This window comes from Luteimonas rhizosphaerae (assembly GCF_002849595.1).
Taxonomy (GTDB): domain Bacteria; phylum Pseudomonadota; class Gammaproteobacteria; order Xanthomonadales; family Xanthomonadaceae; genus Luteimonas; species Luteimonas cellulosilyticus.
The window spans coordinates 42,770-68,033 of sequence record NZ_NRQR01000001.1; the positions used below are offsets into that span (position 1 = coordinate 42,770).

The following is a 25,264-nucleotide window of genomic DNA, read 5'->3' on the forward strand; positions in this document are numbered from 1 at the left end:
GATCGCGAGCGCTTTGGCGCATTGTGATGCGCAATCACTCCTGCACCGGATGCCCCGTCGTTCGATGAGCGCAGCCAAGCTCGACCGATCCACGCTCGACCTCCCGCTGGCACTGTCCGGCGGCACGACCACCACCCTTGCCGCCCACACCGGCCGCTGGCGGGTGCTGTACTTCTACCCGAAGGATTCCACGCCCGGCTGCACGACCGAAGGGCTGGACTTCAACGCGTTGCTGCCGCGGTTCCAGGCGCTGGGCGCCGAGGTCTTCGGCGTCTCGCGCGACTCGGTGAAATCGCACGACAACTTCTGCGCCAAGCAGGGCTTCGCCTTTCCGCTGGTCAGCGACACGGACGAAGCGCTGTGTCGCGCATTCGACGTGATCCGCGAGAAGAACATGTATGGCCGCAAGGTCATGGGTGTCGAGCGGAGCACCTTCGTGATCGACCCCGACGACGCCATCGTCGCCGAGTGGCGCAAGGTCAAGGTCCCCGGCCATGCCCAGGCCGTGCTCGACGCGTTGCAGGCTGCGCAGGCCAGGTGATCGCTCCTCCCGTCCGCACGTTCCGCCGTCCCGGCCTCCGGGCCACGGCGGCGCTGCCGCGCGCGCGTACCGGTGCGTCGACGCCGTGGTCTCCACCCGGTTCCCCGTGTTCCCGCTCCGCGTCGCGCCTGCACGGCGCGGGGTCCCCGCTGTGCCCGCACCCCACCCAACAGGGATTGTCGACACCACAATGATGACCAAAGGCAAACGCGTCTACGTCCTCGACACCAACGTGCTGATGCACGATCCGACCGCGCTGTTCAAGTTCGAGGAGCACGATGTCTACCTGCCGATGCAGGTGATCGAAGAGCTCGACAACGGCAAGAAAGGCACGACCGAAGCCAGTCGCAACGCGCGACAGGTCAGCCGCTTCCTCAACGAGCTGATCGAGGCGTCCGGCAGCGACGCGATCGCCTCGGGCCTGCCGCTGCTGCGCCCGCAGGGTCTGCAGCTGCGCGGCGCGCAGAGCGTCGGCAAGCTCCGCTTCCAGACCACGGTGCCGGCCGAGGACCCGACCTCGTTCGGCGTGGCCGCGCCCGACAACCGCATCCTCGGCGCGATCCTCGACCTGGTGCGCACCGAACCCGACTACCCGGTGGTGTTCGTCTCCAAGGACATCAACCTGCGGATCAAGGCGGCGATCGCCGGCATCCCCAACGAGGATTACGAGAACGACCGCGCGCTCGACGATTTCAGCCTGCTCTACACCGGCGCGACCGCGGTGCCGGAGGACTTCTGGACGCGCCACGGAAAGGACCTGAAGTCGTGGACCGACAAGGGGCGGACGTTTTACGAACTGGCCGCCGACGAGGACGACGGCTGGTACCCCAACCAGTTCCTCTACCTGCCCGGCGACGAGGAATCCGAATTCCGGGTCGCGCGCGTCGACGAGGGCCGCGCGACGCTGCAGATCGTCGACGACTTCCGCCACACGCAGCATGCGGTGTGGGGCATCAATGCGCGCAACCGCGAGCAGAATTTCGCGCTCAACGCGCTGATGGATCCGGACATCGATTTCGTCACCCTGCTCGGCACCGCTGGGACCGGCAAGACGCTGCTCGCGCTGGCGGCGGGCCTCGCCCAGACCATGGACCAGCAGCGCTACCGCGAAATCATCATGACCCGCGCGACGGTCAGCGTCGGCGAGGACATCGGCTTCCTGCCCGGCACCGAAGAGGAAAAGATGACGCCGTGGATGGGCGCGCTGACCGACAACCTCGAAGTGCTGACCCACAACCAGGAGGGCGGCAGCTGGGGCCGCGCGGCGACCAACGATCTGCTGGCGAGCCGGATCAAGATCCGCTCGATGAACTTCATGCGCGGACGTACCTTCCTGTCGCGCTATCTGATTCTCGACGAGGCGCAGAACCTCACGCCGAAGCAGATGAAGACCCTGATCACGCGCGCGGGTCCGGGCACCAAGATCGTGTGCCTCGGCAACGTGGAGCAGATCGACACGCCCTACCTGACCGAGACCACCTCTGGCCTGACGTACGCGGTGGACCGCTTCAAGAACTGGGCCCACAGCGCGCACATCACGCTGCGTCGCGGCGAACGTTCGCGGCTGGCGGATTTCGCCTCGGAAGTGCTGTAGCGCGGGTGGCGCACACGCTGCCGCGATGGGTGTGGATCGGTGCGACCCTGCTCGCCTGCGTGGCGGGCATGGTCAACGTCATCGGCTACCTCGGCTTCGAGCACCAGGCGGTCAGCCATCTGACCGGCACCACCAGCCTGCTCGGCGCGGCCCTTGCCCAGGGTGACTGGCGCGCGATGACCCAGCTCTGCGGCGTGGTCATCGCGTTCTGCATCGGGGCGACCCTCAGCGGACTGATCCTCCAAGGCCGGAGCCTGCAGCTGGGACGGCGCTACGGCGTCGCCCTGTCGATCGAAGCGGCGTTGCTGGCGCTGGCGGTGCCGCTGTTCCTGCAGCAGCAGATCCTGGGCGCGATGCTCGCCGCGATGGCCTGCGGGCTGCAGAACGCGATGGTGACGACCTACAGCGGCGCGCTGGTGCGCACGACGCATCTGAGCGGCATGTTCACCGACCTCGGCATCGGCCTGGGCCACGCGCTACGTGGTCTGCCATTACCGGTGCGCCAGCTCACGCTGAGCGCAATCATCATCACCGGCTTCCTGGCCGGTGGCGTGCTGGGCGCCTGGCTGTTCGCAGGCCTCGGTTATCGCGCCCTGCTGGTACCGGCGGCCCTGACCGGGCTCGCGGGCACCGGGTACACCGCCTATCGGCACTGGCGCCTGCGCAGTACGCCCGCCGGCATCGGCTGACCGCGCGCCCGGGATTCGCATCGCGCGGCTGTTGCACAATGCGTGTATGAACGAGCTTCCACGTCCCGCACGCCCGCGCACGGTGATGACCATCGCCGGCTCCGATTCCGGCGGCGGCGCCGGCATCCAGGCCGACCTGAAGACCTTCGCCGCGCATCGTGTCCACGGCGTCTCGGCGATCGCCGCGTTGACCGCGCAGCACACCCGCGGCGTGACCGCGGTGCACGCGCCGCCGGTCGCGTTCCTGCGCGCACAGATCGACGCCTGCTTCGACGACTTCGACATCCGCGCGATCAAGATCGGCATGCTCGCCACGGCGGAGATCGTCGACGCAGTGGCGGATGCGCTCGCAGCGCATCCGGGCGTGCCGGTGGTGCTCGATCCGGTGATGATCGCGACCTCCGGAGCGAAGCTGCTCGACAACGACGCGCTCGACGCCTTGCGTCGTCGCCTGCTGCCGGGCGCATGGGTGCTGACGCCGAATATTCCCGAAGCCGAACTGCTGCTCGGGCGCCGGATCGCCAACGCATCCCAGGCGCGCGAGGCCTTGCGTGCGCTGCGGAACCTCGGCGTGCGCGGCGTGCTGCTCAAGGGCGGCCATCTGGAGGAAGGCGACACGGTCGTCGACCGCTATCACGAAGACGACGCCGCGTTCGAACATCGCGCGCCGCGCCTGGACATCGACGGCCACGGCACCGGCTGCACGCTGTCCTCGGCGATCGCGGCGCGCCTCGCGCTCGGCGATGCCGCCGTCGACGCCAGTCGCGCCGGCATCGAGTACGTGCACGCGGCGATGCGCGATGCCTACCGGCCGGGCACCGGCGCGGTCAGCGTGCTGGGGCATCTCGGCCCGATCCTCCCGTGATGCCGCAGGTCGACGGCTCGGTCGAGGCGCTGCAGACGCACGACGGCCATCGCTACGAACTGATCGTCCGCCGACCCGACGCGCCGGTCGCCAGCCTGCTGTGGCTACCGGCGATGGGCGTGCCCGCCCGGCATTACCTGCCGTTCGCGGATGCGCTGGCCGTACGCGGCGTCGCGGTGGCCCTGCACGAATGGCGCGGCATCGGTTCGAGCTCGCTGCGCGCAGGACGCCGCGCCGACTGGGGGTATCGTCACCTGCTGCAGGAGGACGTCGCCTGCAGCGCAGCCGCGCTGCGCGCCTGCGTGCCCGAGCTGCCGCGCCGTATCGGCGGCCACAGCCTCGGCGGACAGCTGGCCTGCTGCCGGCTCGCGCTGGAGCCGGACGCCTTCGACGCGTTGTGGCTGGTCGCCAGCGGCGCGCCGCACTGGCGTGCGTTTCCCGGGCCGCAGCGCTGGGGACTGCCGCTCGCCTACCGGTTCATGGCATGGCTGGCACGGACCAACGGCGTGCTGCCGGGGCGTCGTCTCGGTTTCGGCGGCAACGAGGCGCGCGGTGTCATCGGCGACTGGTCGCGCAGCGGGCTGTCGGGCCGCTATCGCGCAGCCGCACTCGACGTGGACCTGGAGTCCGCACTGGCCGCGGTCGATGTCCCGGTGCGTGCGGTCCTGCTGTCGCAGGACTGGCTCGCGCCCGAGACCTCGCTGCGGTTCCTGACATCCAAACTGGCGAGCACGGACATCGCGATCGCCCATCTCGACAACGACGCCCTGGGCGCGGCGGCCGACCATTTCGCGTGGATGCGCCAGCCCGACGCGGTGGTCGGCGCACGCCGGCGGGCCCGGGCGACTCCGCTACACTGCCGGTTTTACGCAGGACATCCCGGATGAGCGCAGCACCGCCCGCACGCGACGACATTCGCGTCGCCGTCATCGGACTGGGCTATGTCGGACTGCCGCTCGCAGTCGCGCTCGGTCGCCGGCACGCGACGCTCGGGTTCGATATCGATGCCGCGCGCGTCGAAGGCCTGCAGGCCGGACTCGACCACACCCGCGAGCTGTCGACGGGCGAGTTGCGCGCCGCCGATCGCCTGACCTACAGCGCCGACGCGGCAGCGCTCGCGACCTGCAACGTCTTCATCGTCACCGTGCCGACGCCGGTCGATGCCTACAAGCGGCCAGACCTGTCGGCGCTCGATGCGGCGAGTCGCGCGGTGGGCACGGCGCTGCAGCCGGGCCATGTCGTGATCTACGAATCCACGGTCTATCCCGGCGCGACCGAAGAGGTCTGCGTGCCGATCCTCGAACAGGTGTCCGGCCTGCGTTATCGCCACGATTTCCATGTCGGCTACAGCCCCGAGCGGATCAATCCAGGCGACAAACAGCACCGGCTCGAGAACACGCTCAAGGTCACCGCGGGCTCCAGCGACGAGGCCGCGGATTTCGTCGATGCGCTGTACCGCGACATCATCGACGCGGGCACGCATCGCGTGTCGAGCATCCGCGTGGCCGAAGCGGCCAAGGTCATCGAGAACACCCAGCGCGACGTCAACATCGCCCTGGTCAACGAACTCGCCCTGATCTTCGACCGGCTCGGCATCGATACGCACGAAGTGCTCGAAGCGGCCGGCACGAAATGGAACTTCCTGCCGTTCCGGCCGGGACTCGTCGGCGGTCACTGCATCGGCGTCGATCCCTACTACCTGACGCACAAGGCGCAGGAAATCGGCTACCACCCGGAAGTGATCCTGGCGGGTCGCCGGATCAATGACAGCATGGGCCTGCACGTCGCGCAGCGCGTCATCAAGCTGATGCAGCAGCGGGGCATCCAGACCGCCGGCGCGCGCGTGCTGGTACTGGGACTGGCGTTCAAGGAGAACTGCCCGGACCTGCGCAATACCCGGGTCATCGACGTCATCGGGGAACTGCGCAGCTACAACGTCACGGTCGACGTGCACGACCCGTGGGTCGCGCCCGCATATGCGCAGGCGGAATACGCGCTCGACATCGTCGCCGAGCCCGCCCACGGCGCGTACGACGCCGTGGTACTCGCGGTCGCGCATGCGCAGTTCCAGGCCCTCGGCGCCAGCGGCCTACGCGCGTTCGGCAAGCCGGGCGCCGTGCTGTTCGACGTCAAGGCGATGCTGCCCGCCGGCGAGGCCGACGCGCGCCTCTGATCGATCGCGCGATGCCGTCGCCGATGCATCGACGCGTCTGTGTGCAGCACGTCGCGCAGCCCACGTGCGTGCGACGCGAGCCGCGCGATGCAAGTTGTCGAACCGGAGCGACCGCACGCCTGACGGCACGACAGGCAACAAAAAAGCCAGCGATCGCTCGCTGGCTTCTTCATGGTCTGTCCCGTGGTGCGCCCGGAAGGATTCGAACCTCCGACCCCCAAGTTCGTAGCCTGGTGCTCTATCCAACTGAGCTACGGGCGCGCTGGAACAGGAGCGGAATTTTGCACGTGGTGCGCAATTCCGTCAATGCCCACTGCAATGATTTTTCGACGCGAACTAAAAAAACGTCGGATCAGAACAGTGGCGGAGAGTGAGGGATTCGAACCCTCGATGGAGTTTTAAGCCCCATACTCCCTTAGCAGGGGAGCCCCTTCAGCCACTCGGGCAACTCTCCGAAGCAACGCGTCGTGTGCAATGCACCCGACGCGGGGCGAAGGATACCGGCTCACCTCGTCTGCGGCAAATCTTCCGTCGCATCGTCGGCGTCATCCGCGTCGAGCGGCGCTTCGACGCCTTCGCCGCGATGGATGCGCTGATAGATTTCTTCGCGATGCACCGCCACGTCCTTGGGCGCGGTGATGCCGATGCGTACCTGGTTGCCCTTGACGCCGAGGACGGTCACCGAGACCGAGTCGCCAATCATCAACGTCTCGCCGACGCGACGGGTCAGAATCAACATAACAAATCTCCTGGGGCCGACATGGAAATCCCTGTCGGCATGGGCTGCAATCCGAACCGTCCTCGACTGTAGAAACCGATTACAGGCCAAAATGAAGCGTGAAGGATGTCGCGATCCGGACGACCGGTCAACAACCGGCGAACCGCATTTAGCGCGCGCTCACCCCGGTCCGCCCGGCCACCCATGCCGGCACCGCGGCGAGCGCAGCCGCCAGCGCAGGACCGTCATCGCCGCCGCCCTGCGCGAGGTCCGGACGACCGCCACCCTTGCCGCCGATCTGGCCGGCGATGTGCGACAGCAGTTCGCCGGCCTTGATCCTCCCGGCGGCGCTGCCGCCGACGCCGGCCACCAGCGCGGCCTTGCCGCCACTGACGCCTGCCAGCACGATCACGATATCGCCGAGCTGCTGCTTCAACCGGTCGACCGCGTCGCGCAATGCCTTCGCATCGAGGCCTTCGAGGCGCGCCGCCAGCACCTGGATGCCATCGACGTCGATCGCGGATGACGCCAGATCCGACGTCGCACCGCTGGCTGCCTTCGCTTTCAAGGTCTCGAGCTCGCGTTCCAGCTGTTTCTGCCGATCGAGCAGCGCCCGCACCCGGTCGCCGACATCGGCCGCCGTACCGCCGAGCAGGCCCGCGGCCTGGCGCAGCCGGTCTTCCTCGGCGCGGACATGATCGAGCGCGGCCTGACCGGTCAGCGCTTCGATGCGGCGCACGCCGGCGGACACGCCACCTTCCGACACCAGCTTGAAAAGACCGATGCGCCCGGTGCGGTCGACGTGGGTGCCACCACAGAGCTCGACCGATTCGCCCATCGTCACCACCCGCACACGCTCACCGTACTTCTCGCCGAACAGCGCCATCGCACCCGCATCGATCGCGGCCTGCATGTCCATCTCGACGATCGACACCGGATGATTCGCGCGGACCTCGACATTGACCCGGCGTTCGATCTCGGCGAGTTCACCGGCCTCCACCGGCTGGAAATGCGAAAAGTCGAAACGCAGGCGCTCGGGCGCGACCAGCGAACCCTTCTGCGCGACATGCGTGCCGAGCAGTTCGCGCAGCGCGCCGTGGAGCAGATGGGTCGCACTGTGATTGAGCATGATCGTGCCGCGGCGGGCGTCGTCGATCGCGCCGCGCAGCCGGTCGCCGCGCCGCAGCGTGCCGCCGGTCAGCGTGCCGATGTGTCCGTGGAACTGGCCGGCATATTTCTGGGTGTCGGACACCTCGAAGCGCGCGGCGTCGTTCTCCAGCACGCCGGTGTCACCGACCTGGCCACCGGACTCCGCATAGAACGGACTGCGATCGAGGATCACCACGGCCGCGTCGCCGGCCGCGACCGTGTCGACCGGCCGACCATCGCGCAGCAACGCGACGACCGTGAGGTCATCGGCACCCTCCGCCAGGAACGTCGTGGGCTGCAGCTGCGACACGAGCTCGGCCGGCAGGCTGCTGGACGAGGCGAAACGTCCGGCGGCGCGCGCGGTCTCGCGCTGGCGCTGCATGGCCACATCGAACCCGGCCATGTCGACGTCGAGACCGCGTTCGCGAGCGATGTCGGCGGTCAGATCGAGCGGGAATCCGTAGGTATCGAACAGACGAAACGCATCGTTGCCCGGAATCGTGCCGGTGCTGCGCGCGGCGATGTCGTCGAAGATGCGCATGCCCGCATCAAGCGTCTCGGCGAAGCGGTCTTCCTCGGCTTTGAGCGCACGCGCCACCAGGTCGCGCTTCTCGCGCAGTTCCGGGTACGCCTCGCCCATCACGCCATCGAGCGTGTCGACCATGGCGCTGAAGAACGGCTGGCGCACGCCGAGCATCCAGCCATGGCGCAAGGCGCGGCGGATGATCCGGCGCAGCACGTAGCCTCGGCCTTCGTTCGACGGCAGCACGCCATCGACGATCAGGAAGCTGCACGCACGGATGTGGTCGGCGATCACGCGCAGCGATTTGTTCTCCAGGTCCTGCGTGCCGGTCAGCTCGCCGGCCTTGCGGATCAAAGCCTGGAACAGATCGATCTCGTAGTTGCTGTGCACGCCCTGCAGGATCGCCGCGAGACGCTCGAGTCCCATGCCGGTATCGACGCACGGCGCCGGCAGCGGCAGCAGCGTGCCGTCGGGCTGCTTATCGAACTGCATGAAGACCAGGTTCCAGATCTCGATGAAACGGTCGCCGTCCTCGTCCGGCGAGCCCGGTGGGCCGCCGAAATGCGCGGGACCGTGGTCGTAGAAAATCTCGGTGCACGGGCCACAGGGGCCGGTATCGGCCATCTGCCAGAAGTTGTCCGACGCGTACGGCGCGCCTTTGTTGTCGCCGATGCGGACAATGCGATCCTCCGGCACGCCGACCATGTCGCGCCACAGCGCGTACGCCTCGTCGTCGGTCTGGTAGACCGTGACCAGCAGGCGCTCGGGCGGCAGTTTCCACACCTGGGTCAGCAATTCCCAGGCCCAGGCGATCGCGTCCTTCTTGAAGTAGTCGCCGAACGACCAGTTGCCCAGCATCTCGAAGAAGGTGTGGTGACGCGCGGTGTAGCCGACCTGGTCGAGGTCGTTGTGCTTGCCGCCCGCGCGCAGGCAGCGCTGCACGTCCGTCGCGCGCACGTAACTGCGTTTTTCCGCGCCCAGGAACACGTCCTTGAACTGGACCATGCCGGAGTTCGTGAACAGCAACGTCGGGTCGTTGCCGGGCACCAGCGGCGCCGACGGCACCACGGTGTGGCCCTTGTCGCGGAAAAAGGCGAGAAAGTCGCTGCGGATCTGGGCGGTACTGGTCGGGCTGTACGTGGTCATGGGCCTGGCGTTGACGGAACGGGCAGGCTTCGCGATCCGATGATCCGCGCATTGCGGGATCGGCACGAAGCATTCGCCCAGTCCGCAAAGGGTATCAGGCCGGCGCGGGCACAGTCTGCGGGCCGGACACGCCCGCCCGACCGACCGACCGCCGATGCGGCGACGCCGGGCGGGGACTAACGCCCGCAGTAGTGGCGGATCGCCTGCCGCACGGTGTCGCCGGCGAATCCCCGGCGCAGCAGGAAGTCGCTGGCCTTGCGCCGCAGCGCCATATCCGCCTGCAGCGCGACGGCGTCGAAACGCCGCGCGAGCAGATCCCCGGCCCGCGCGAGCCAGTCATCCTCCCCGTCTTCCTGCAATTGCCGGAAGGCGTCGGCGATCACGGCATCGTCGAGCCGGTGCGTCGACAGCTCCGCTTCGATGCGGACCGGTCCGTTGCCGGTATTGGCCCGCATCCTGGCCAGACTCACCGCAAAACGCAGGTCGTCCTGCCAGCCCTCGCCCTGCATCCGCTCGACCGCCAGCGTCGCATCTTCGGCGCTGATGCCACGGACCAGGAGCTTCCGCTCCAGTTCGAGCCGGGAATGCTCCCGCCGGACCAGCAGTGCCAGTGCGCGCTGCGCCGGTGTCGCCTCGGGACGCCGCCGACGACGCGCCCCGGCGGCGGACGAATGCTCGTCCAACGCCGGCGCACTGCCCATCGGATCATCCGGTTCCGTCATCGCCTCAGTCGGCGTCGTCCGCCTCGGCCACGTCGGCGACGGCGACCGGTGCCGGCAGCAGGCGCTCACGGATCGCGGCCTCCAGACGCGCGGCGGCCTCGGGGTTTTCCTTCAGGTACTGGCGGGCGTTCTCCTTGCCCTGGCCGATGCGCTCGTCGCCGTAGCTGTACCAGGCGCCCGCCTTGTCGACCAGCTTGGCCTCGACGCCCATGTCGATCAGCTCGCCTTCGCGGCTGATGCCTTCGCCGTAGAGGATCTCGGTTCTTGACGACCTTGATGCGGGTCTGGTTGCCGATGATCTCGTCGCCCTTCTTGATCGCGCCGATGCGGCGGATGTCGAGGCGGACCGAGGCGTAGAACTTCAGCGCGTTGCCGCCGGTCGTGGTCTCGGGGCTCTGGCCCGGCATCATGATGCCGATCTTGTGCCGCAGCTGGTTGATGAAGAACACCATGCAGTTGCTGCGCTTGATGTTGCCGGTCAGCTTGCGCAGGGCCTGGCTCATGAGGCGGGCCTGCAGGCCGGGCAACTGGTCGCCCATCTCGCCCTCGATTTCGGCGCGCGGCGTCAGTGCGGCGACCGAGTCGATGACGACCATGTCGACCGAGTTCGAACGCACCAGCATGTCGGCGATCTCGAGCGCCTGCTCGCCGGTATCGGGCTGCGACACCAGCAGGTCTTCGACGTTGACGCCGAGCTTCTGCGCGTAGGTCGGGTCGAGCGCATGCTCGGCGTCGATGAACGCCGCCGTGCCACCGGCCTTCTGGCACTGCGCGATCGTCTGCAGGGTCAGCGTGGTCTTGCCCGAGGATTCCGGACCATAGACTTCGATGACGCGGCCGCGCGGCAGGCCGCCGATGCCCAGCGCCAGATCGAGCTGCAGCGAGCCCGTCGGAATCACCGGGACCACTTCCGAGACACGGTCGCCCATGCGGATCACCGCGCCCTTGCCGTACTGCTTCTCGATCTGGCTCAGTGCAGCGGAAAGCGCGCGCTTCTTGTTCTCGTCCATCGTCGTGGTCCTTGTCATTCGTGTTCCGGGTAGGTGGGAGCATCCTCGCAGCCGCGGATCGCACAGGCTGCGACACGCTCGCGTGGAATCGAAACTAATTGTGCGGGCCGCCGCGGATCAGGAGCGGACCACGCAGCGATACGTCGGGAAACACCGTGCAGATGCCGGCCGCCGCGCCGCATCAGCGGTTCGGCCTGACGAGGCCGCAATAGAGCCCCTCGATCGCGAAATCCTGGTCGGGCAGCACTTCGATCGGGGCGTAGTCGGGGTTGCGCGGCAACAGCCGGATGCGGTCCTTGCCGATCTTCAGCAGCTTGACGGTGATCGCGTCGTCGATGCGGGCGACGACGATCTGGCCCGAACGCGCGTCCCGGGTGCGATGCACGCCGATGAGGTCGCCTTCGAAGATGCCCTCGTCGCGCATCGAATCGCCCTGCACCTTGAGCAGGTAATCCGGCGACGGTGAGAAGAAGACCCGATCGAGCACGACGTAATCGTCGACCGCCGACAGATCCAGTGGCGCGTCGGCGCCGATCGGCAGGCCGGCCGCGACCTGCCCGAGCACCGGCAGGCGCAGGGCGCTGTCGTCGGATGTCGCCGAAAGGGGCAGCACCTGCTGCGATGCCGGCACGGCCACTCGAACCCGGATCCCGCGCGCACGTCCGGGCACACGTTCGATCGCGCCGGCCGCTTCCAGCGCGTCGAGATGGTATTGGGCCGCGCGCACGCCACTGAAGCCGAATGCGCGCGCGATCTCCGCCTGCGACGGCGGCATGCCTTCCGATTCGATGCGCTCGGCGATCAGGGCGAGGATCGCGTGCTGGGTCTGGGTCAGGTCCATAGTTAGTAGTATTACTACTAACGGAGCCCGCCGCAAGCCCGTCTATGGACCTGTCCGGTCTGGCCGAGCGCAGTCCAGCGCACGCCGTCTTCGGCGTCAGACTGCCGGAATCGCCAGATCGGTGAGGGTCAGGGGCAGCCCGCTCGCGCGCGCGGGCGCGATCGATGCATCGCGCGGACCTGCGGCCTGCCCGTTCAGCGCGGCGTCGATCCGATCCAGCGCGGCATAGATGTACGGCAGCAACGGCCGGTAGCGGACGCCGCATTCCGGCAGCGCCAAGAAGCTGTCGAAATGCTGCACCCGGGCGATCCGCCAGTACGCGACCTCGCCGCCCGCCGCCCGCGCCTGCGCGACATAGGGCGCGCTGCTGAACGCGGGTGGGATCAAGCCGTCGTCGTCGCCATGGACGATGACGATCGGCAGACCGGCGCGTGGCGCACCCGCCCGCGTGCCGGCGACGCCCTGCTGCACCCGCTGGGCGGCCGCATCGCCCCCCGTCTGCAGGCCGCGCAGGCAAAGCAGGCCGGCAAATGCTGCGTCCGTGTCGCCGGACGGGCTCTCGATCAGGCCGATCCCCGCTCCAGGTGGAATGCCACCGGCGTCGCTCCACCAGCTGGCGCGTTCCGTCGCCGTCGCGGGCCGCGCGGCGCCGTCGGCGTCCAGGGCCGCATAGCGGAATCCGCAAGGGTGGGCGTCGACCGCGAAGCGCCCGTAGGCGGACGCATAGGCAGCGGCCACTGCACGCCACAGGCCGAAGCGCACCGACAGCGCGCCGGCCTGCACGGCCGGGGCCTCCCACCCCGCGGCCCGGAGCTGGTCGTACGCAACACGTGCCTGCGCTGCGGTTCCGACACCATCGACCACGCCGCTCGCGTGCAGCGATGCGCCCCGGTGCACGCCCTGCGCCGCGGGAAGGGGATGCGGGGCATCGCGCAGGTGCGGAAATGCGGCCGGCATCCACAGCGCCGCTTCGGTCGCGTAATCGAAGAGCGAGCGCGCCCCGGGGGCCGCGACGCAGACGTTGGGCGCCGCGGCCACGACGGCATCGAGCCAATCGCCCTCCTCCGCCGCACGCAGCACCGCGCCGCCGCCGTTCGACAGGCCCACGGCGATGACGCAGGTGTTGTCGAAGGTGAAAGGCGCCGCGTCCGGACAGGCGTCGGCGAGCGCCTGCAGACCGAACTCGGCCGCCTGGCGCACATGGCGGCCCCAATCGGCTTCCGGGTTGTCGCCCGAATGCGCGTGCGGGAACGCGACGCCGGATGCGCCGGACGCCGCCACGGCGAACGTCGTCGCGCGCCGATCGGCGGCGACCGTGCCGTCCGCCGCCACACCGCGTCCTGCATCGAGATCGTAGTAGTCGGTGCCCGCGCCCTTGTCGGTGTAGGCGACGGCACAGCCGCGGGGCAGCCCCCATGCGCCGGCCACGGCGATCGCGCCATAGACGCCACGCGAGCCGGACGACGCGGACACGACCAGACAGCGGCGGCGCCGGTCGAAGTGATCCGGCACCTGGGTCATGACCCGATGGGGATGCCGCGCACCCGGCACGGTCGCGAACGCGTGGTACTCGCGCCCCGCCACCGGCGTGAGGCTGCCGTAGACGCGGCCGTAACCGCTGCCAGGCGACAGATCCGCGATGCCGCGCCAGTTCGACCACAACGCGCGCCGCCGGACCTCGGGTGCGGTCGGCGCGTCACGATCCGCGAATGCAGGTGGTACGGTCGAGACCACACCCGCCGCGCCGAGGCCACCGGTCAGCAGATCGTCGTCGCCGCGATGCGTGGTGACGCGAAATCGGGTGAACATGGCCGGCAGCTCGAATCAGGGCGCGCGGACGAGACATTCGCGCTAGACCCGCAGCTTACGGTGTGCCGCAACGACGCCTGGCGACCGCAGGCGCTTCGCCAGGCATCCATAGGTCGCTGGCACCCGCGCGCTTCATCCGCATCTGCAGCGCGGCTGCGTTATTGCAACGCCCGCACGGACTCGATACAACGCGTGTCGCGGGCCGGAGACGTGTCGATGCAGATCCGGCCCACGACGTTATGCCGGCGTCGCTCCGCATTGCTTCAAGACCGAACCAGCATCCGCCGCGCCTGCCGCATGGCGCGCTGGCGTTACTGCTCGCGCAGTGCCGAGGCCTTCCGCTTCATCGGCAGGTTGACCCATTGCACGGCGACGCCACGGCGTCGGGCCTGCTCTTCGATGCGGGCGATGCGGGATTCGTCGCGCGCCCAGGAGGACCCGTTCGGTTGCGGTCTGGCCTCCGGCGTCACGGAAACCGGCGTCGAGGTGCTGGCGCAGCCGCCGAGACCGGCGGCGAGCGCCGTCGACACGGCGATCAGAAGAAGCGTCTTCATGGCGACCTCGCAGTGGGGGCATCGGCGATCCCCTCCCCTGCGCTTCTACACCGTTGTCACGGCGCGGATCAGCCGTCCGTCGGCATTCCGGGCGCGGGCCGACCGGCGGCGGCGCCATTGCGGACCTCGCCGAGTTCGGCGAGTACGACGGTGGCATAGCAGCCCGCCGGCAGGTCGAACCGCAGCGCGAGGCCGTCGTCGCACCAGTCCCACGCAAGCGCCTGGGGCCGCAGCCGGGTCGCGCGCCGCTCCTGCTTCAGCCCGGCGCGTTCCAGACCGTCGCGCAGCGCGAGCGCGCGCGGATCCGACAGCGCATCGAGCTCCAGTGCCTGCACGCCAGCCGTCGTGCGCAGCGTGCCGCGCCCCCACAACGGGCCGGTCGGATGGATGTCGAACGCTGCCAGCCGCGCATGCAAGGGCTCGCTGCCGGGCTCCGGCCCGAAGACGCTGCGGCTGCCGTCGAGCATCCACACGTCGCCCTCGAGCGCGCGATTCCAGCTGCCTGCAGTGACGCGCGCCGCGAGCACCTGGTTGAACAGGGCGGAGCGCGCGGCCGACAGCAGCAGCGTGCGCTGGTCGCGCCCGAAGCGCCGGCCGGCGAACATCGCCAGCGCCGCATCCACATTGCCGGCTTCGCGGCCGAAGCGCTGCTCACCGAAATAGTTCGGCACGCCGTGCTGCGCGATCGTCTCGAGCCGCGCGTCGATCGCATCGCGCGCGCCATCGACATCGCGCAGCCGCAGCTCGAACCGGTTCCCCGCGAGTGCGCCGCGCGGCAGCTTCTTCGCGTGCCGCGTGTGCGCGATCACGCGCAGGTCCGCGTCTTCCAGCGTATCGATCGGCGGCGCATCGCGCCCCGGCAGATGCACGCTGATCCGTTGCCGGGTCACCGCATGCCGGTCCTTGAGACCCGCATAGCCGATGGCGACCTCCGCGACGCCGGCCCATTCGGCGATGCGTCGCGCCGCGAAGGCGGTGTTCATGCCGCGCTTCTCGATGGTCAGCAGCAGATGTTCGCCCGTGCCGGACGCCTCGAACGCGTCGATCTCGTCGACGCGGAAATCGGCCGCCGTGCGCCGCATGACGGCCGACATCACGCCCGCGCCGTGCGCGCGCGGTTGCACCGCGTCGTCGCTCACACCGCGACCAGCAGGCAGATCGCCTGCGCGGCGATGCCTTCGCCGCGCCCGGTGAAGCCCAACGTCTCGCTGGTCGTCGCCTTGACGCTGATGCGATCGACCGGCACGTCGAGATCGGCCGCGATCGCCTCGCGCATCGCCCGCGCGTGCGGACCGATCTTGGGCCGCTCGCAGATCACGGTGACGTCGGCATTGCCGAGCCGCCAGCCGTGCGTGCCTGCCAGCGCGTGGCAGTGGCGCAGGAAGGCGCGGCTGTCGGCACCCTTCCATTGCGGATCGGACGGCGGAAAGTGCACGCCGATATCGCCGAGTGCGAGCGCGCCGAGGATCGCGTCGCACAGCGCATGCAGCACGACGTCGCCGTCGCTGTGCGCCAGGACGCCGCGCGTGTGCGGCACGCGCACGCCGCCGATGACGATGTGATCGCCATCGGTGAAGGCATGGACGTCGTAGCCCTGGCCGATACGGAAACTGGGAATGGCAGACATGGGCGTCATGGGCGCCGGACACGCCCCGGGAAAAGGGGTCCGCAGCTTGCCATGGTTTTGCGGCGGGGCACACGCCGGAGCGCGTCCGGGCCGCGGACCGATGCAACGACACGCGCAGACCAGAGCGACGCCGCCGAAGCGCCGCGGCGATCACCCGCGCCGATCGCGATGAATCCGTACGCTAGCCGCGCTGCGACAGGATGAACTCGAACCGGGCGAGATCGGCCGGCGTGGTGATCTTGAAATTGTCTTCGCGCCCTTCGACCAGGAGCGGACGCGCGCCCTGCCGCTCCATCGCCATCGCCTCGTCGGTGACGGCGATGCCGGCATCCCGCGCCGATTCCAGCGCGCGCGTCAGTTGCAGGCGCCGGAACAGCTGCGGCGTCAGCGCGCGCCACAGGCGTTCGCGCGGCTCGGTCCCATCGATGCCGCCATCATCGCCGGCGCGCTTGAGCGTGTCGCGAACCGGGGCGGCGAGGATCGCACCGACCGGATCCATGCGGCCACGTTCGAGCAGCGCATCGAGGTCGGTGACGGCGATATTGGGGCGCGCCGCATCGTGGACGAGGACGAAGTCGTCGGCGCGGACGTCGTCGGGCAGCGCCGCCAGTCCGGCGAGCACCGAATCGGCCCGCGTTTCGCCGCCGGCCGCCAGGCGTACCGGCCGACCGGCCAACATCGGCGGGTGACGGTCCACCGTCTGCAGCGACGGATCGTCCGCGCCCAGCACGATCAGCAGGCCGGTCACCCCAGTATGCGCGGCGAGCGCCGCCAGCGTGTGCGTCAGCAGCGAACGGCCGTCAACCGGCAGGTGCTGCTTGGGAATCCCGCCACCGAAGCGCGTGCCGCGCCCCGCCGCGGGCACGATCACCCAGGTCATGGGGCGTCGGATCCGATGGCCGTCTCGTCGACCGGCGCCGGCGCAGCCGGCACGCCGGCATCGTCGACCACCCGGTAGAACACCTCGCCCGGACGGATCATGCCCAGCTCGCCGCGGGCGCGTTCCTCGATCGCCGCCTCACCGGATTTCAGGTCGGCGACTTCCGCGGCCAGCGCCGCATTGCGCTGCTGCAGGCCCTCGTTCTGACGGGCCTGCAGTTCCACGCGATCGCGCAGGGCATCGACCTGTTCCGTGCCGCCCGCCCCGAACCAGAGGCGGTACTGCAGCCACGCGAGCAGCGTGACCAGCACCAGCAGCACGATGGCGAGACCGCGCACGGGAAGGTCGTGCCGTCAGCGCTTCAGCGACACGAACGCATCGCGACCGGCGTAGCGCGCCTTCGCGCCCAGGGCCTCTTCGATGCGCAGCAGCTGGTTGTACTTGGCGACGCGATCACTGCGGCACAGCGAGCCGGTCTTGATCTGCGTGGCCGTCGTGGCGACCGCGATGTCGGCGATCGTCGTGTCCTCGGTCTCGCCAGAGCGGTGCGAGACGATCGACGCGTAGTTCGCCGCATCCGCCATCGCGATGGCCTCGAGCGTCTCGGTCAGCGTGCCGATCTGGTTGACCTTGATCAGGATCGCGTTCGCGGTCTTCGAGTCGATGCCTTCCTTGAAGATCTTCGGATTGGTGACGAACAGATCGTCGCCGACCAGCTGCACCTTGTCGCCGATGCGGTCGGTCAGCTGCTTCCAGCCGGTCCAGTCGTCCTCGGCCATGCCGTCCTCGATCGTGACGATCGGATACTGCGCGGCCCAGTCGGCGAGGAAGTCGACGAACTGCTCGCTGCTCAGGCGCTTGCCTTCGCCGACGAGGTGGTACTTGCCGTTGTCGTGGAACTCGCTCGACGCGACGTCAAGGCCCAGCAGCACGTCCTCGCCCGCGGCGTAGCCGGCCTTGCCGATCGCCTCGAGGATGGTGTCGAGCGCCTCGACGTTGCTGCGGAAATCCGGGGCGAACCCGCCCTCGTCGCCGACCGCCGTGCTCAGGCCGTGGCCCTTGAGGACGGATTTGAGCGCATGGAAGATCTCGGTGCCCGCGCGCAGCGACTCGGAGAAACTGGTGAACCCGACCGGCAGGACCATGAATTCCTGGAAGTCGACGTTGTTGTCGGCGTGCGCGCCGCCGTTGATGATGTTCATCATCGGCACCGGCAGCACCGGCGCACGATCACCGGCCAGCAGTTTCCACAGCGGGATCTTCTTCGACGCGGCCAGCGCGTGCGCGTTCGCCATCGACACGGCCAGCAGCGCGTTGGCGCCCAGCCGGCCCTTGTTCTCCGTGCCGTCGAGATCGATCAGGCGCTTGTCGAGGCCGGCCTGGTCGGCGGCATCGAACCCCTTCAGCGTGTCGGCGATCGCACCGTTGACGTTGGCGACGGCATTGCGCACGCCCTTGCCGAGGTAGCGCGTCTTGTCGCCGTCACGCAGCTCCACGGCCTCCTTGGCACCGGTCGAGGCGCCCGACGGCACCATCGCGCGGCCGAAGCTGCCGTCGTCGAGCGTGACCTCGGCTTCGAGGGTCGGATTGCCGCGGGAATCGAGGATCTCGCGGGCGTGGATGGCTGTGATCGTGGTCATCGTGTCCTGCTGGTTGCGAAGGAAGAGGGGAGTCCGCGCGGAGCTGCGGTTACAGCGACGCTTCCGCGAAGCCGTGACGCTTGGTGACCTGGTCGAGTTCGAGCATCGTCTCGAGCAGTGCGCGCATGCGGCCCAGCGGCCACGCATTGGGGCCGTCGCTGAGCGCTTCTTCGGGCCTGGGATGCGTTTCCATGAAGACGCCGGCCACGCCGACGGCGATCGCCGCGCGCGCCAGCACCGGCACGAACTCGCGCTGGCCACCGCTGGAATTGCCCTGCCCGCCCGGCAGCTGCACCGAATGGGTGGCGTCGAACACGACCGGGCAATGCGTCTCGCGCATGACCGCCAGCGAGCGCATGTCGCTGACCAGGTTGTTGTAACCGAAGCTCGCGCCGCGCTCGCAGACCATGATCTGCTCGTTGCCGGTGGACTTCGCCTTCTCGACGACCGGCTTCATGTCCCACGGCGACAGGAACTGGCCCTTCTTGATGTTGACCGGCTTGCCCGCGGCGCAGACCTTCTTGATGAAATCGGTCTGGCGCACGAGGAAGGCCGGCGTCTGCAGCACGTCGACGACCGAGGCGACCTCGTCCATCGGCGTGTATTCGTGCACGTCGGTCAGCACCGGCACGCCGAGCTGGCGCTTCACCTCCGCCAGCACGCGCAGGCCTTCTTCCATGCCCGGACCACGGAAGCTGGTGCCCGAGGTGCGGTTGGCCTTGTCGAAGCTCGACTTGAAGATGAAGTGGATGCCGAGCTCGGACGTGATCTCCTTCAGCTGGCCGGCGACGTCGAGCTGCAGCTGCTCCGACTCGATGACGCAGGGGCCGGCGATCAGGAAGAACGGCTGGTCGAGACCGACCTCGAATCCACAGAGCTTCATGCGTGTGCCTCCTTGAGCAGCTTGCCGCCGGCCTTGCGCTCGCGCGAGGCGCGGACGAAGCCGACGAACAGCGGATGGCCGCCGCGCGGCGTCGACAGGAACTCGGGATGCGCCTGGCAGGCGATGAACCACGGGTGCGACGGCAGTTCGACCATCTCCACCAGCAGGTCGTCCATCGACTTGGCGGCGATGACCAGGCCGGCGTCCTCGAGCTGGGTGCGATAGCGGTTGTTGAATTCGTAGCGGTGGCGGTGACGCTCGCCGACGACATCCTGCCCGTAGACCTCGCGCGAGCGGGTGCCGGCCTTCAGGCGCTGCTCCTGCAGGCCGAGGCGCATGGTGCCGCCGAGGTCGCTCTTCTCGTCGCGCCGTTCCACTTCGCCGGTCTGCGTGCGCCATTCGGTGATCAGGCCGATCACCGGATGCGGCGACTGCTTGTCGTTCTCGGTGCTGTTGGCGCCTTCGAGACCGGCGACGTTGCGCGCCACGTCGACCACGGCCGCCTGCATGCCGTAGCAGATCCCGAAATACGGCAGGCCGGTCTCGCGCGCGTACTGCGAAGCCAGCACCTTGCCCTCGAAGCCGCGGTCACCGAAGCCGCCGGGCACCAGCACGCCCTCGACATCGCCGAGCCACGCGGCGGCGCCGTCGCGCTCGATGTCCTGCGATTCGATCCACTTCAGGCTGACGCGCGTGCGCTGGCGGATGCCGCCGTGCTTGAGCGCTTCGCCGACCGACTTGTACGCGTCCTTGTGGTCGACGTACTTGCCGACCACGCCGATCGTGACTTCGTCGATCGGATGCTCGACCGCGTCGACCACGTCGAGCCACTCCGACAGATCAGCGTGCGGCTTGGCCTTGTCGCCCAGGCGCAGGCGGTCGACGATGATCTCGTCCAGGCCCTGCGCGTGCAGCCACATCGGGATCTTGTGGATGTTGTCGAGGTCGACGGCCGAGATCACCGCCTTCTCCGACACATTGGTGAAGGAGGCGATCTTGCGGCGCTCGCCATCGGGCAGCGGCTGCTCGCTGCGGCACAGCAAAATGTCGGGCTGGATGCCGATCGAACGCAGTTCCTTGACCGAATGCTGGGTCGGCTTGGTCTTCAGCTCGCCGGCCGCGGCGATGAACGGCACCAGCGTCAGGTGCATGAAGACCGCCTTCTCGCTGCCGCGGTCGGTGCGGATCTGGCGGATCGCCTCGAGGAACGGCAGCGATTCGATGTCGCCGACGGTACCGCCGATCTCGACCAGCGCCACGTCGTAGCCCTGGGTCGCGGCATCGATGCTGCGCTTGATCTCGTCGGTGATGTGCGGGATCACCTGCACGGTGGCGCCCAGATAGTCGCCGCGGCGTTCCTTGCGGATCACGTTCTCGTAGATCTTGCCGGTGGTGATCGAGTTCTTGCCCGACAGGCGCACGTTGATGAAGCGCTCGTAATGGCCGAGATCCAGATCGGTCTCCGCACCGTCGTCGGTCACGTAGACCTCGCCGTGCTGGAACGGGCTCATCGTGCCGGGATCGACGTTGATGTAGGGATCGAGCTTCATCATCGTCACCCGCAGGCCGCGGGCTTCGAGAATGGCCGCGAGCGAGGCGGCCGCGATGCCCTTCCCGAGGGAAGAGACCACGCCGCCGGTGACGAACACGAGCGGAGTGACGGAACTGTTGGGCAGAGTCATGGGCACAGCGGGTCGCTGGAAAGCCCCATTCTACAGGCTGGCGGGGACATGCGTCCGGTGCGCGGCCGAAATCGGACGCCCGACACGGATGCCGACCGCTCGGGCTCGCGACCGCGCGCGGCGGTCCGCCGGCGTGCAGGCACCGCACGCCTCGCGGATCTCCGCCGAAAGCCTGGTCGCGGATACGACGACGCCCCGGGCTTGCGGCGCGGGGCGTCGGGACGCGTCCGATCCGCGCGACAAGGCGCGGATCCGGGACCAGGCCGCATCAGGCCGGATCTTCCTCTTCTTCTTCCTCGACCACGGGCTGCGGCTCGGTCGTCGCGGCGTCGATCTCGGCGGCTTCCTCCTGCGCGTCGTAGGCGTCGTTCACGGCATCGGACGCATACGACTCGGCGGCGGCGGTCTCGGCGGCCTGCGCGGCGGCTTCCGCGGTCTGGGCCGCTTCTTCGGCCTGCTGCGCGGCGACCTCGGCGTCGCGGGCCTCCTGCTGGCTGTCCTGGGCAAATGCCGGCGCGGAAAATGCGGTGGCTACAAGGGCAGCGAACAACACGGTGCGGGTCTTCATGATCGGTTCTCCCGGATGGATGACATGGCGCCAGTCGACTGCTGCGACGGCCTCCCCGGCTCGGGTGGCGTGATGCGGTCCGGCGACAGCCCGAACCTAGGCGCTGCGTCCCGTCCGAGGACTGAACAACGGCCGCTTTACCGCGCGTCCACCTGCTGCTAACACCACTGGAAACCGCTTACATCCGCCTGCGTCACGGGTTCGTCCGCGATCGGCGTCCACACGACGGCGGGCCGCCGCGTGCCGCAATTCCTTTACCATGCGCCGACCTTTCCGCAGCACCGACGCATGAACAACCGCTACAACGCCGCCGACATCGAAGTCCTTTCCGGCCTGGATCCGGTCAAACGCCGGCCCGGCATGTACACCGACACCTCGCGGCCCAACCATCTGGCCCAGGAAGTCATCGACAACGCCGTCGACGAGGCGCTCGCGGGCCATGCCAAGCGGGTCGAGGTCACGCTGTTCAAGGACGGCAGCTGCCAGGTCGGCGACGACGGGCGCGGCATGCCGGTCGACATCCACCCGGAAGAGAAGATGCCGGGCGTCGAGCTGATCCTCACGCGCCTGCATGCGGGCGGCAAGTTCAACAACCGCAACTACACCTTCAGCGGCGGCCTGCACGGCGTCGGCGTCAGCGTGGTCAATGCGCTGTCGACCCGTGTCGACCTGTACATCAAGCGCGACGGCAACGAGTACCACATGGCCTTCGCCAACGGCGATCGCGCGTCGGAACTGACGATCGTCGGCAGCGTCGGCAAGAAGAACACCGGCACCCGCCTGCATTTCTGGCCGGACCCGTCGTACTTCGACACCCCGAAATTCAACATCCGCGCGCTGCGCCACCTGCTGCGCGCCAAGGCCGTGCTGTGTCCGGGCCTGACGGTCACCCTGCTCGACGAGGCGACCGGCGACCGCGACGAATGGCACTTCGAGAACGGCCTGCGCGACTACCTGCGCGGCGAACTTGTCGACCGCGAGGTGCTGCCGCCGGAGCTGTTCGTCGGCAACCTGGTGCGCGCGACCGAGACCGTCGACTGGGCCGTGAGCTGGGTCGCCGACGGCGAGCTGGTGCAGGAGAGCTACGTCAACCTGATCCCGACCGCGCAGCACGGCACCCACGTCAACGGCCTGCGCACGGGCTTCACCGAAGCGCTGCGCGAGTTCTGCGATTTCCGCAACCTGCTGCCGCGCGGCGTGAAGCTCGCGCCCGAGGACGTCTGGGACCGCGTCGCGTTCGTGCTGTCGCTGAAGATGACCGACCCGCAGTTCTCGGGCCAGACCAAGGAACGGCTGTCGTCGCGCCAGGCCGCGGGCTTCGTCGAAGGCGCGGCACACGATGCGTTCTCGCTGTGGCTCAACCAGCACACCGAACTGGGCGAGAAGATCGCCCAGCTCGCGATCGAACGCGCCAGTGCGCGCCTGAAGACCGAGAAGCAGATCACCCGCAAGAAGGTCACCCAGGGCCCCGCCCTGCCCGGCAAGCTGGCCGACTGCATCAGCCAGGATCTGTCGCGCACCGAGCTGTTCCTGGTCGAGGGCGACTCCGCCGGCGGCAGCGCCAAGCAGGCGCGCGACAAGGATTTCCAGGCGATCCTGCCGCTGCGCGGCAAGATCCTCAACACCTGGGAAGTCGCCAGCACCTCGGTGCTGGCATCCGACGAAGTCCACAATCTCGCGATCGCCATCGGCTGCGATCCCGGCAAGGACGACATCTCCGGCCTGCGCTACGGCAAGGTCGTGATCCTTGCCGACGCCGACTCCGACGGGCTGCACATCGCCACCCTGCTGAGCGCGCTGTTCCTGCGCCATTTCCCGGCGCTGGTCGACGCGGGCAACATCTTCGTCGCGATGCCGCCGCTGTTCCGCGTCGACGTGGGCAAGCAGGTGTTCTATGCGCTCGACGAGGAAGAGAAGCGTCTGCTGCTCGAGAAGATCGCGCGCGAGAAGCTCAAGGGCGCCATCAACGTGACCCGCTTCAAGGGCCTCGGCGAGATGAATCCCTCGCAGCTGCGCGAATCCGCGATCCATCCCGACACCCGCCGCCTAGTCCAGCTGACCAACGAGGACAACGTCGAGACGCACTCGCTGATCGACATGCTGCTGGCGAAGAAGCGCGCGGGCGACCGCAAGGCGTGGCTGGAGACGAAGGGCGACCTGGCGACGCTGGAGGTCTGATCCGAGGCTGGGCCTGACCGCGGTCAGGCCTGCTCCGTCGCACCCACCTTGCGGCCCGAGATCCGGTGGGTGCGCCCGAGCTGGGCGAAGATCGCGGCCGAGGCCAGCGTCAACGCGCCGATGCAGACGAAGGTCCAGCGGAATGCCGCGAGCACCGGCGCGCCGTCGACCGGTTCGCCGCCGAACGCGCCCAGCAGGCCGCCGGCGGTCGCGACGCCCAGGCTCATCGCCAGCATCATCACCATCGACAGCAGGCTGTTGCCGGCGCTGGCCTCCGGACCCGACAGGTCGCGCAGCGCGAGGGTGTTCATCGCGGTGAACTGCAGCGAATTCACCGCGCCGAAGATCGCGAACTGGACCACGTGCAGCCAGATCGGCTGGCCCGCATCGACCAGGGCGAAGCTGGCCATCGTCAGGCCGGTCAGCACCGTGTTGACCACCAGCACGTTGCGGTAGCCGAAGCGCTGCACCAGCGGCACGACGATGCGCTTGGAGAACATGCCGGCGATCGCGACCGGGATCATCATCAATCCCGCCTGCGTCGGCGGAAAACCGAGTGCGACCTGCAGCAGCAGGGGAATCATGTACGGCATGCCGCTGCTGCCGAGGCGCGCGAACAGATTGCCGAGCAGGCCGACGCTGAAGGTGCGGGTGCGGAACAGCGTCAGCGGAAACAGCGGCGCGACCGCGCGCGCGGCGTGCAGCCAGTAGGCGACCAGCGCGGCCAGGCCGGTGACCAGCAGCACGACCAGCGCCGCGTGCCGGGCCGCGTGCCCGGACAGCGCCTCGACCGACAGCGACACGGCGATCATGCCGAACGCGAGCAGGCCGTAACCGGCGAGATCGAAGCGCGACACCGGCGCGCGCAGGTCCGGCATCCAGCGCAGCGCCGCGATGGCGCCGACGACGCCGAGCGGCAGGTTGATCAGGAAGATCCAGTGCCAGGACGCGGCCTCGGTCAACCAGCCCCCGAGCGCCGGGCCGATCAGCGGGCCGATCAGGCCGGGTACGGTGACGAAACTCATCGCGGCGAGGAACGCGGTCCGCGGCACGGCGCGCAGCACGGCCAGGCGTCCGACCGGCAGCAGCATGGCGCCGCCGACGCCCTGCAGAACGCGCGCGGCGACGAGCGTGTCGAGATCCGGCGACAGCGCGCAGGCCAGCGAGCCGGCCGTGAACAGCACGATCGCCGCGACGAACAGCCGCCGCGTGCCGAAGCGGTCGGCGAGCCAGCCCGAGGCGGGGATCAGCATCGCGACGGTCAGCGCATAGGCGACGACGACCGACTGCATGCGCAGCGGCGACTGGCCCAGGTCCACCGCCATCGACGGCAGCGCGGTATTGACGATCGTGGTGTCCAGCATCTGCATGAACACCGCCGCAGCCACGAGCCACAGCATCGGCCGGAACGGCCGCAGGATCTCCTGGTCGCTCATGCCGGCGCCGGCCTGCGGCGGACGCCGCCTGCGACG

Annotated in this window: 22 protein-coding genes, 2 tRNA genes and 1 pseudogene; 7 read left to right on the forward strand and 18 right to left on the reverse strand. The window is 68.8% G+C overall.

Going from position 1 to position 25,264, the window contains the following annotated elements; translation table 11 throughout:
• Positions 1 to 64 precede the first annotated feature (64 nt).
• The 6 genes from CJ022_RS00210 (at position 65) to CJ022_RS00235 (ending at position 5,862) form a co-directional block, all read left to right on the forward strand.
• Positions 65 to 541: a peroxiredoxin gene (locus CJ022_RS00210; RefSeq protein ID WP_101924709.1), complete on the forward strand. Its 477-nt coding sequence runs from the start codon at positions 65 to 67 to the stop codon at positions 539 to 541.
• A gap of 193 nt (positions 542 to 734) precedes the next feature.
• Positions 735 to 2,135 (forward strand): PhoH family protein, encoded by a 1,401-nt coding sequence (locus tag CJ022_RS00215; RefSeq protein WP_101924750.1) that lies wholly within the window; start codon positions 735 to 737, stop codon positions 2,133 to 2,135.
• Between the two features lie 5 nt (positions 2,136 to 2,140).
• Positions 2,141 to 2,824, forward strand: coding sequence for a YoaK family protein (locus CJ022_RS00220; protein WP_101924710.1), 684 nt, complete (start codon positions 2,141 to 2,143; stop codon positions 2,822 to 2,824).
• 46 nt (positions 2,825 to 2,870) lie between these two features.
• Entirely contained in the window at positions 2,871 to 3,689 is an 819-nt protein-coding gene (gene thiD, locus CJ022_RS00225) for a bifunctional hydroxymethylpyrimidine kinase/phosphomethylpyrimidine kinase (protein WP_101924711.1), read from the forward strand.
• Positions 3,689 to 4,576: an alpha/beta hydrolase family protein gene (locus CJ022_RS00230; protein ID WP_101924712.1), complete on the forward strand. Its 888-nt coding sequence runs from the start codon at positions 3,689 to 3,691 to the stop codon at positions 4,574 to 4,576. The genes thiD and CJ022_RS00230 overlap by 1 nt, the downstream gene beginning before the upstream one ends.
• On the forward strand, positions 4,573 to 5,862 hold the full coding sequence (locus CJ022_RS00235; RefSeq protein WP_101924713.1) for a nucleotide sugar dehydrogenase: 1,290 nt from the start codon (positions 4,573 to 4,575) through the stop codon (positions 5,860 to 5,862). Before CJ022_RS00230 ends, CJ022_RS00235 begins: the two co-directional genes overlap by 4 nt.
• A gap of 184 nt (positions 5,863 to 6,046) precedes the next feature.
• On the opposite strand, the gene CJ022_RS00240 is transcribed toward CJ022_RS00235, so the two are convergent.
• The 17 genes and pseudogenes from CJ022_RS00240 to CJ022_RS17170 all read right to left on the reverse strand — a co-directional run bounded on the left by CJ022_RS00240 (position 6,047) and on the right by CJ022_RS17170 (position 21,614).
• Positions 6,047 to 6,123: transfer RNA gene (locus CJ022_RS00240), tRNA-Arg, on the reverse strand.
• 100 nt (positions 6,124 to 6,223) lie between these two features.
• Positions 6,224 to 6,316, reverse strand: a tRNA-Ser gene (locus tag CJ022_RS00245).
• Between the two features lie 51 nt (positions 6,317 to 6,367).
• Positions 6,368 to 6,601: a carbon storage regulator CsrA gene (gene csrA, locus CJ022_RS00250; RefSeq protein ID WP_101924714.1), complete on the reverse strand. Its 234-nt coding sequence runs from the start codon at positions 6,599 to 6,601 to the stop codon at positions 6,368 to 6,370.
• A gap of 148 nt (positions 6,602 to 6,749) precedes the next feature.
• The gene (gene alaS, locus CJ022_RS00255; RefSeq protein WP_101924715.1) at positions 6,750 to 9,398 is read right to left on the reverse strand and encodes an alanine--tRNA ligase; all 2,649 of its coding nucleotides are present in this window, start codon (positions 9,396 to 9,398) and stop codon (positions 6,750 to 6,752) included.
• Positions 9,399 to 9,574: 176 nt separating this feature from the next.
• Positions 9,575 to 10,099, reverse strand: a complete 525-nt coding sequence (locus tag CJ022_RS00260; protein ID WP_233198536.1) for a regulatory protein RecX — start codon at positions 10,097 to 10,099, stop codon at positions 9,575 to 9,577.
• 25 nt (positions 10,100 to 10,124) lie between these two features.
• A pseudogene (gene recA, locus CJ022_RS00265) lies at positions 10,125 to 11,130 on the reverse strand (recombinase RecA).
• Positions 11,131 to 11,311: 181 nt separating this feature from the next.
• On the reverse strand, positions 11,312 to 11,971 hold the full coding sequence (lexA, locus tag CJ022_RS00270) for a transcriptional repressor LexA (RefSeq protein WP_101924717.1): 660 nt from the start codon (positions 11,969 to 11,971) through the stop codon (positions 11,312 to 11,314).
• A 96-nt stretch (positions 11,972 to 12,067) separates the two neighbouring features.
• A complete protein-coding gene (locus tag CJ022_RS00275) occupies positions 12,068 to 13,780 on the reverse strand; it encodes a 3-hydroxybutyrate oligomer hydrolase family protein (protein WP_101924718.1) in 1,713 nt (570 codons plus the stop codon).
• Between the two features lie 311 nt (positions 13,781 to 14,091).
• Positions 14,092 to 14,334, reverse strand: coding sequence for a hypothetical protein (locus CJ022_RS00280; protein WP_101924719.1), 243 nt, complete (start codon positions 14,332 to 14,334; stop codon positions 14,092 to 14,094).
• Positions 14,335 to 14,402: 68 nt separating this feature from the next.
• Positions 14,403 to 15,473 carry a tRNA pseudouridine(13) synthase TruD gene (gene truD, locus CJ022_RS00285; protein ID WP_101924720.1) on the reverse strand — a complete coding sequence of 357 codons (1,071 nt, stop codon included), beginning with the start codon at positions 15,471 to 15,473 and terminating at the stop codon, positions 14,403 to 14,405.
• Positions 15,470 to 15,961 (reverse strand): 2-C-methyl-D-erythritol 2,4-cyclodiphosphate synthase, encoded by a 492-nt coding sequence (ispF, locus tag CJ022_RS00290; RefSeq protein ID WP_101924751.1) that lies wholly within the window; start codon positions 15,959 to 15,961, stop codon positions 15,470 to 15,472. Before ispF ends, truD begins: the two co-directional genes overlap by 4 nt.
• 181 nt (positions 15,962 to 16,142) lie before the next feature.
• On the reverse strand, positions 16,143 to 16,841 hold the full coding sequence (ispD, locus tag CJ022_RS00295) for a 2-C-methyl-D-erythritol 4-phosphate cytidylyltransferase (protein ID WP_101924721.1): 699 nt from the start codon (positions 16,839 to 16,841) through the stop codon (positions 16,143 to 16,145).
• Positions 16,838 to 17,179 carry a cell division protein FtsB gene (gene ftsB / locus CJ022_RS00300; protein WP_101924722.1) on the reverse strand — a complete coding sequence of 114 codons (342 nt, stop codon included), beginning with the start codon at positions 17,177 to 17,179 and terminating at the stop codon, positions 16,838 to 16,840. Before ftsB ends, ispD begins: the two co-directional genes overlap by 4 nt.
• A 15-nt stretch (positions 17,180 to 17,194) precedes the next feature.
• On the reverse strand, positions 17,195 to 18,481 hold the full coding sequence (eno, locus tag CJ022_RS00305) for a phosphopyruvate hydratase (RefSeq protein ID WP_101924723.1): 1,287 nt from the start codon (positions 18,479 to 18,481) through the stop codon (positions 17,195 to 17,197).
• 49 nt (positions 18,482 to 18,530) lie between these two features.
• Positions 18,531 to 19,364 carry a 3-deoxy-8-phosphooctulonate synthase gene (gene kdsA, locus CJ022_RS00310; RefSeq protein WP_101924724.1) on the reverse strand — a complete coding sequence of 278 codons (834 nt, stop codon included), beginning with the start codon at positions 19,362 to 19,364 and terminating at the stop codon, positions 18,531 to 18,533.
• Positions 19,361 to 21,046 carry a CTP synthase gene (locus CJ022_RS00315; protein ID WP_101924725.1) on the reverse strand — a complete coding sequence of 562 codons (1,686 nt, stop codon included), beginning with the start codon at positions 21,044 to 21,046 and terminating at the stop codon, positions 19,361 to 19,363. The genes kdsA and CJ022_RS00315 overlap by 4 nt, the downstream gene beginning before the upstream one ends.
• A gap of 268 nt (positions 21,047 to 21,314) precedes the next feature.
• Positions 21,315 to 21,614 (reverse strand): hypothetical protein, encoded by a 300-nt coding sequence (locus CJ022_RS17170; RefSeq protein ID WP_199171390.1) that lies wholly within the window; start codon positions 21,612 to 21,614, stop codon positions 21,315 to 21,317.
• A 288-nt stretch (positions 21,615 to 21,902) separates the two neighbouring features.
• Here CJ022_RS17170 and parE point away from each other — a divergent pair, with 288 nt between their 5' ends.
• On the forward strand, positions 21,903 to 23,792 hold the full coding sequence (parE, locus tag CJ022_RS00325; protein ID WP_101924726.1) for a DNA topoisomerase IV subunit B: 1,890 nt from the start codon (positions 21,903 to 21,905) through the stop codon (positions 23,790 to 23,792).
• A 23-nt stretch (positions 23,793 to 23,815) separates the two neighbouring features.
• On the opposite strand, the gene mdtD is transcribed toward parE, so the two are convergent.
• Positions 23,816 to 25,228 (reverse strand): multidrug transporter subunit MdtD, encoded by a 1,413-nt coding sequence (gene mdtD, locus CJ022_RS00330; protein WP_101924752.1) that lies wholly within the window; start codon positions 25,226 to 25,228, stop codon positions 23,816 to 23,818.
• Positions 25,229 to 25,264 lie beyond the last annotated feature (36 nt).

What these genes read in the sequence shown, in the direction of transcription:
- CJ022_RS00210 (WP_101924709.1), top strand. Translation starts at nt 65, where the DNA reads ATGAGCGCAGCCAAGCTCGACCGATCCACGCTCGACCTCCCGCTGGCA.
- CJ022_RS00215 (WP_101924750.1), top strand. Translation starts at nt 735, where the DNA reads ATGACCAAAGGCAAACGCGTCTACGTCCTCGACACCAACGTGCTGATG.
- thiD (WP_101924711.1), top strand. Translation starts at nt 2,871, where the DNA reads ATGAACGAGCTTCCACGTCCCGCACGCCCGCGCACGGTGATGACCATC.
- CJ022_RS00230 (WP_101924712.1), top strand. Translation starts at nt 3,689, where the DNA reads ATGCCGCAGGTCGACGGCTCGGTCGAGGCGCTGCAGACGCACGACGGC.
- CJ022_RS00235 (WP_101924713.1), top strand. Translation starts at nt 4,573, where the DNA reads ATGAGCGCAGCACCGCCCGCACGCGACGACATTCGCGTCGCCGTCATC.
- csrA (WP_101924714.1), bottom strand. Translation starts at nt 6,601, where the DNA reads ATGTTGATTCTGACCCGTCGCGTCGGCGAGACGTTGATGATTGGCGAC.
- alaS (WP_101924715.1), bottom strand. Translation starts at nt 9,398, where the DNA reads ATGACCACGTACAGCCCGACCAGTACCGCCCAGATCCGCAGCGACTTT.
- CJ022_RS00260 (WP_233198536.1), bottom strand. Translation starts at nt 10,099, where the DNA reads ATGGGCAGTGCGCCGGCGTTGGACGAGCATTCGTCCGCCGCCGGGGCG.
- lexA (WP_101924717.1), bottom strand. Translation starts at nt 11,971, where the DNA reads ATGGACCTGACCCAGACCCAGCACGCGATCCTCGCCCTGATCGCCGAG.
- CJ022_RS00275 (WP_101924718.1), bottom strand. Translation starts at nt 13,780, where the DNA reads ATGTTCACCCGATTTCGCGTCACCACGCATCGCGGCGACGACGATCTG.
- CJ022_RS00280 (WP_101924719.1), bottom strand. Translation starts at nt 14,334, where the DNA reads ATGAAGACGCTTCTTCTGATCGCCGTGTCGACGGCGCTCGCCGCCGGT.
- ispF (WP_101924751.1), bottom strand. Translation starts at nt 15,961, where the DNA reads ATGTCTGCCATTCCCAGTTTCCGTATCGGCCAGGGCTACGACGTCCAT.
- ispD (WP_101924721.1), bottom strand. Translation starts at nt 16,841, where the DNA reads ATGACCTGGGTGATCGTGCCCGCGGCGGGGCGCGGCACGCGCTTCGGT.
- eno (WP_101924723.1), bottom strand. Translation starts at nt 18,481, where the DNA reads ATGACCACGATCACAGCCATCCACGCCCGCGAGATCCTCGATTCCCGC.
- kdsA (WP_101924724.1), bottom strand. Translation starts at nt 19,364, where the DNA reads ATGAAGCTCTGTGGATTCGAGGTCGGTCTCGACCAGCCGTTCTTCCTG.
- CJ022_RS00315 (WP_101924725.1), bottom strand. Translation starts at nt 21,046, where the DNA reads ATGACTCTGCCCAACAGTTCCGTCACTCCGCTCGTGTTCGTCACCGGC.
- CJ022_RS17170 (WP_199171390.1), bottom strand. Translation starts at nt 21,614, where the DNA reads ATGAAGACCCGCACCGTGTTGTTCGCTGCCCTTGTAGCCACCGCATTT.
- parE (WP_101924726.1), top strand. Translation starts at nt 21,903, where the DNA reads ATGAACAACCGCTACAACGCCGCCGACATCGAAGTCCTTTCCGGCCTG.
- mdtD (WP_101924752.1), bottom strand. Translation starts at nt 25,228, where the DNA reads ATGAGCGACCAGGAGATCCTGCGGCCGTTCCGGCCGATGCTGTGGCTC.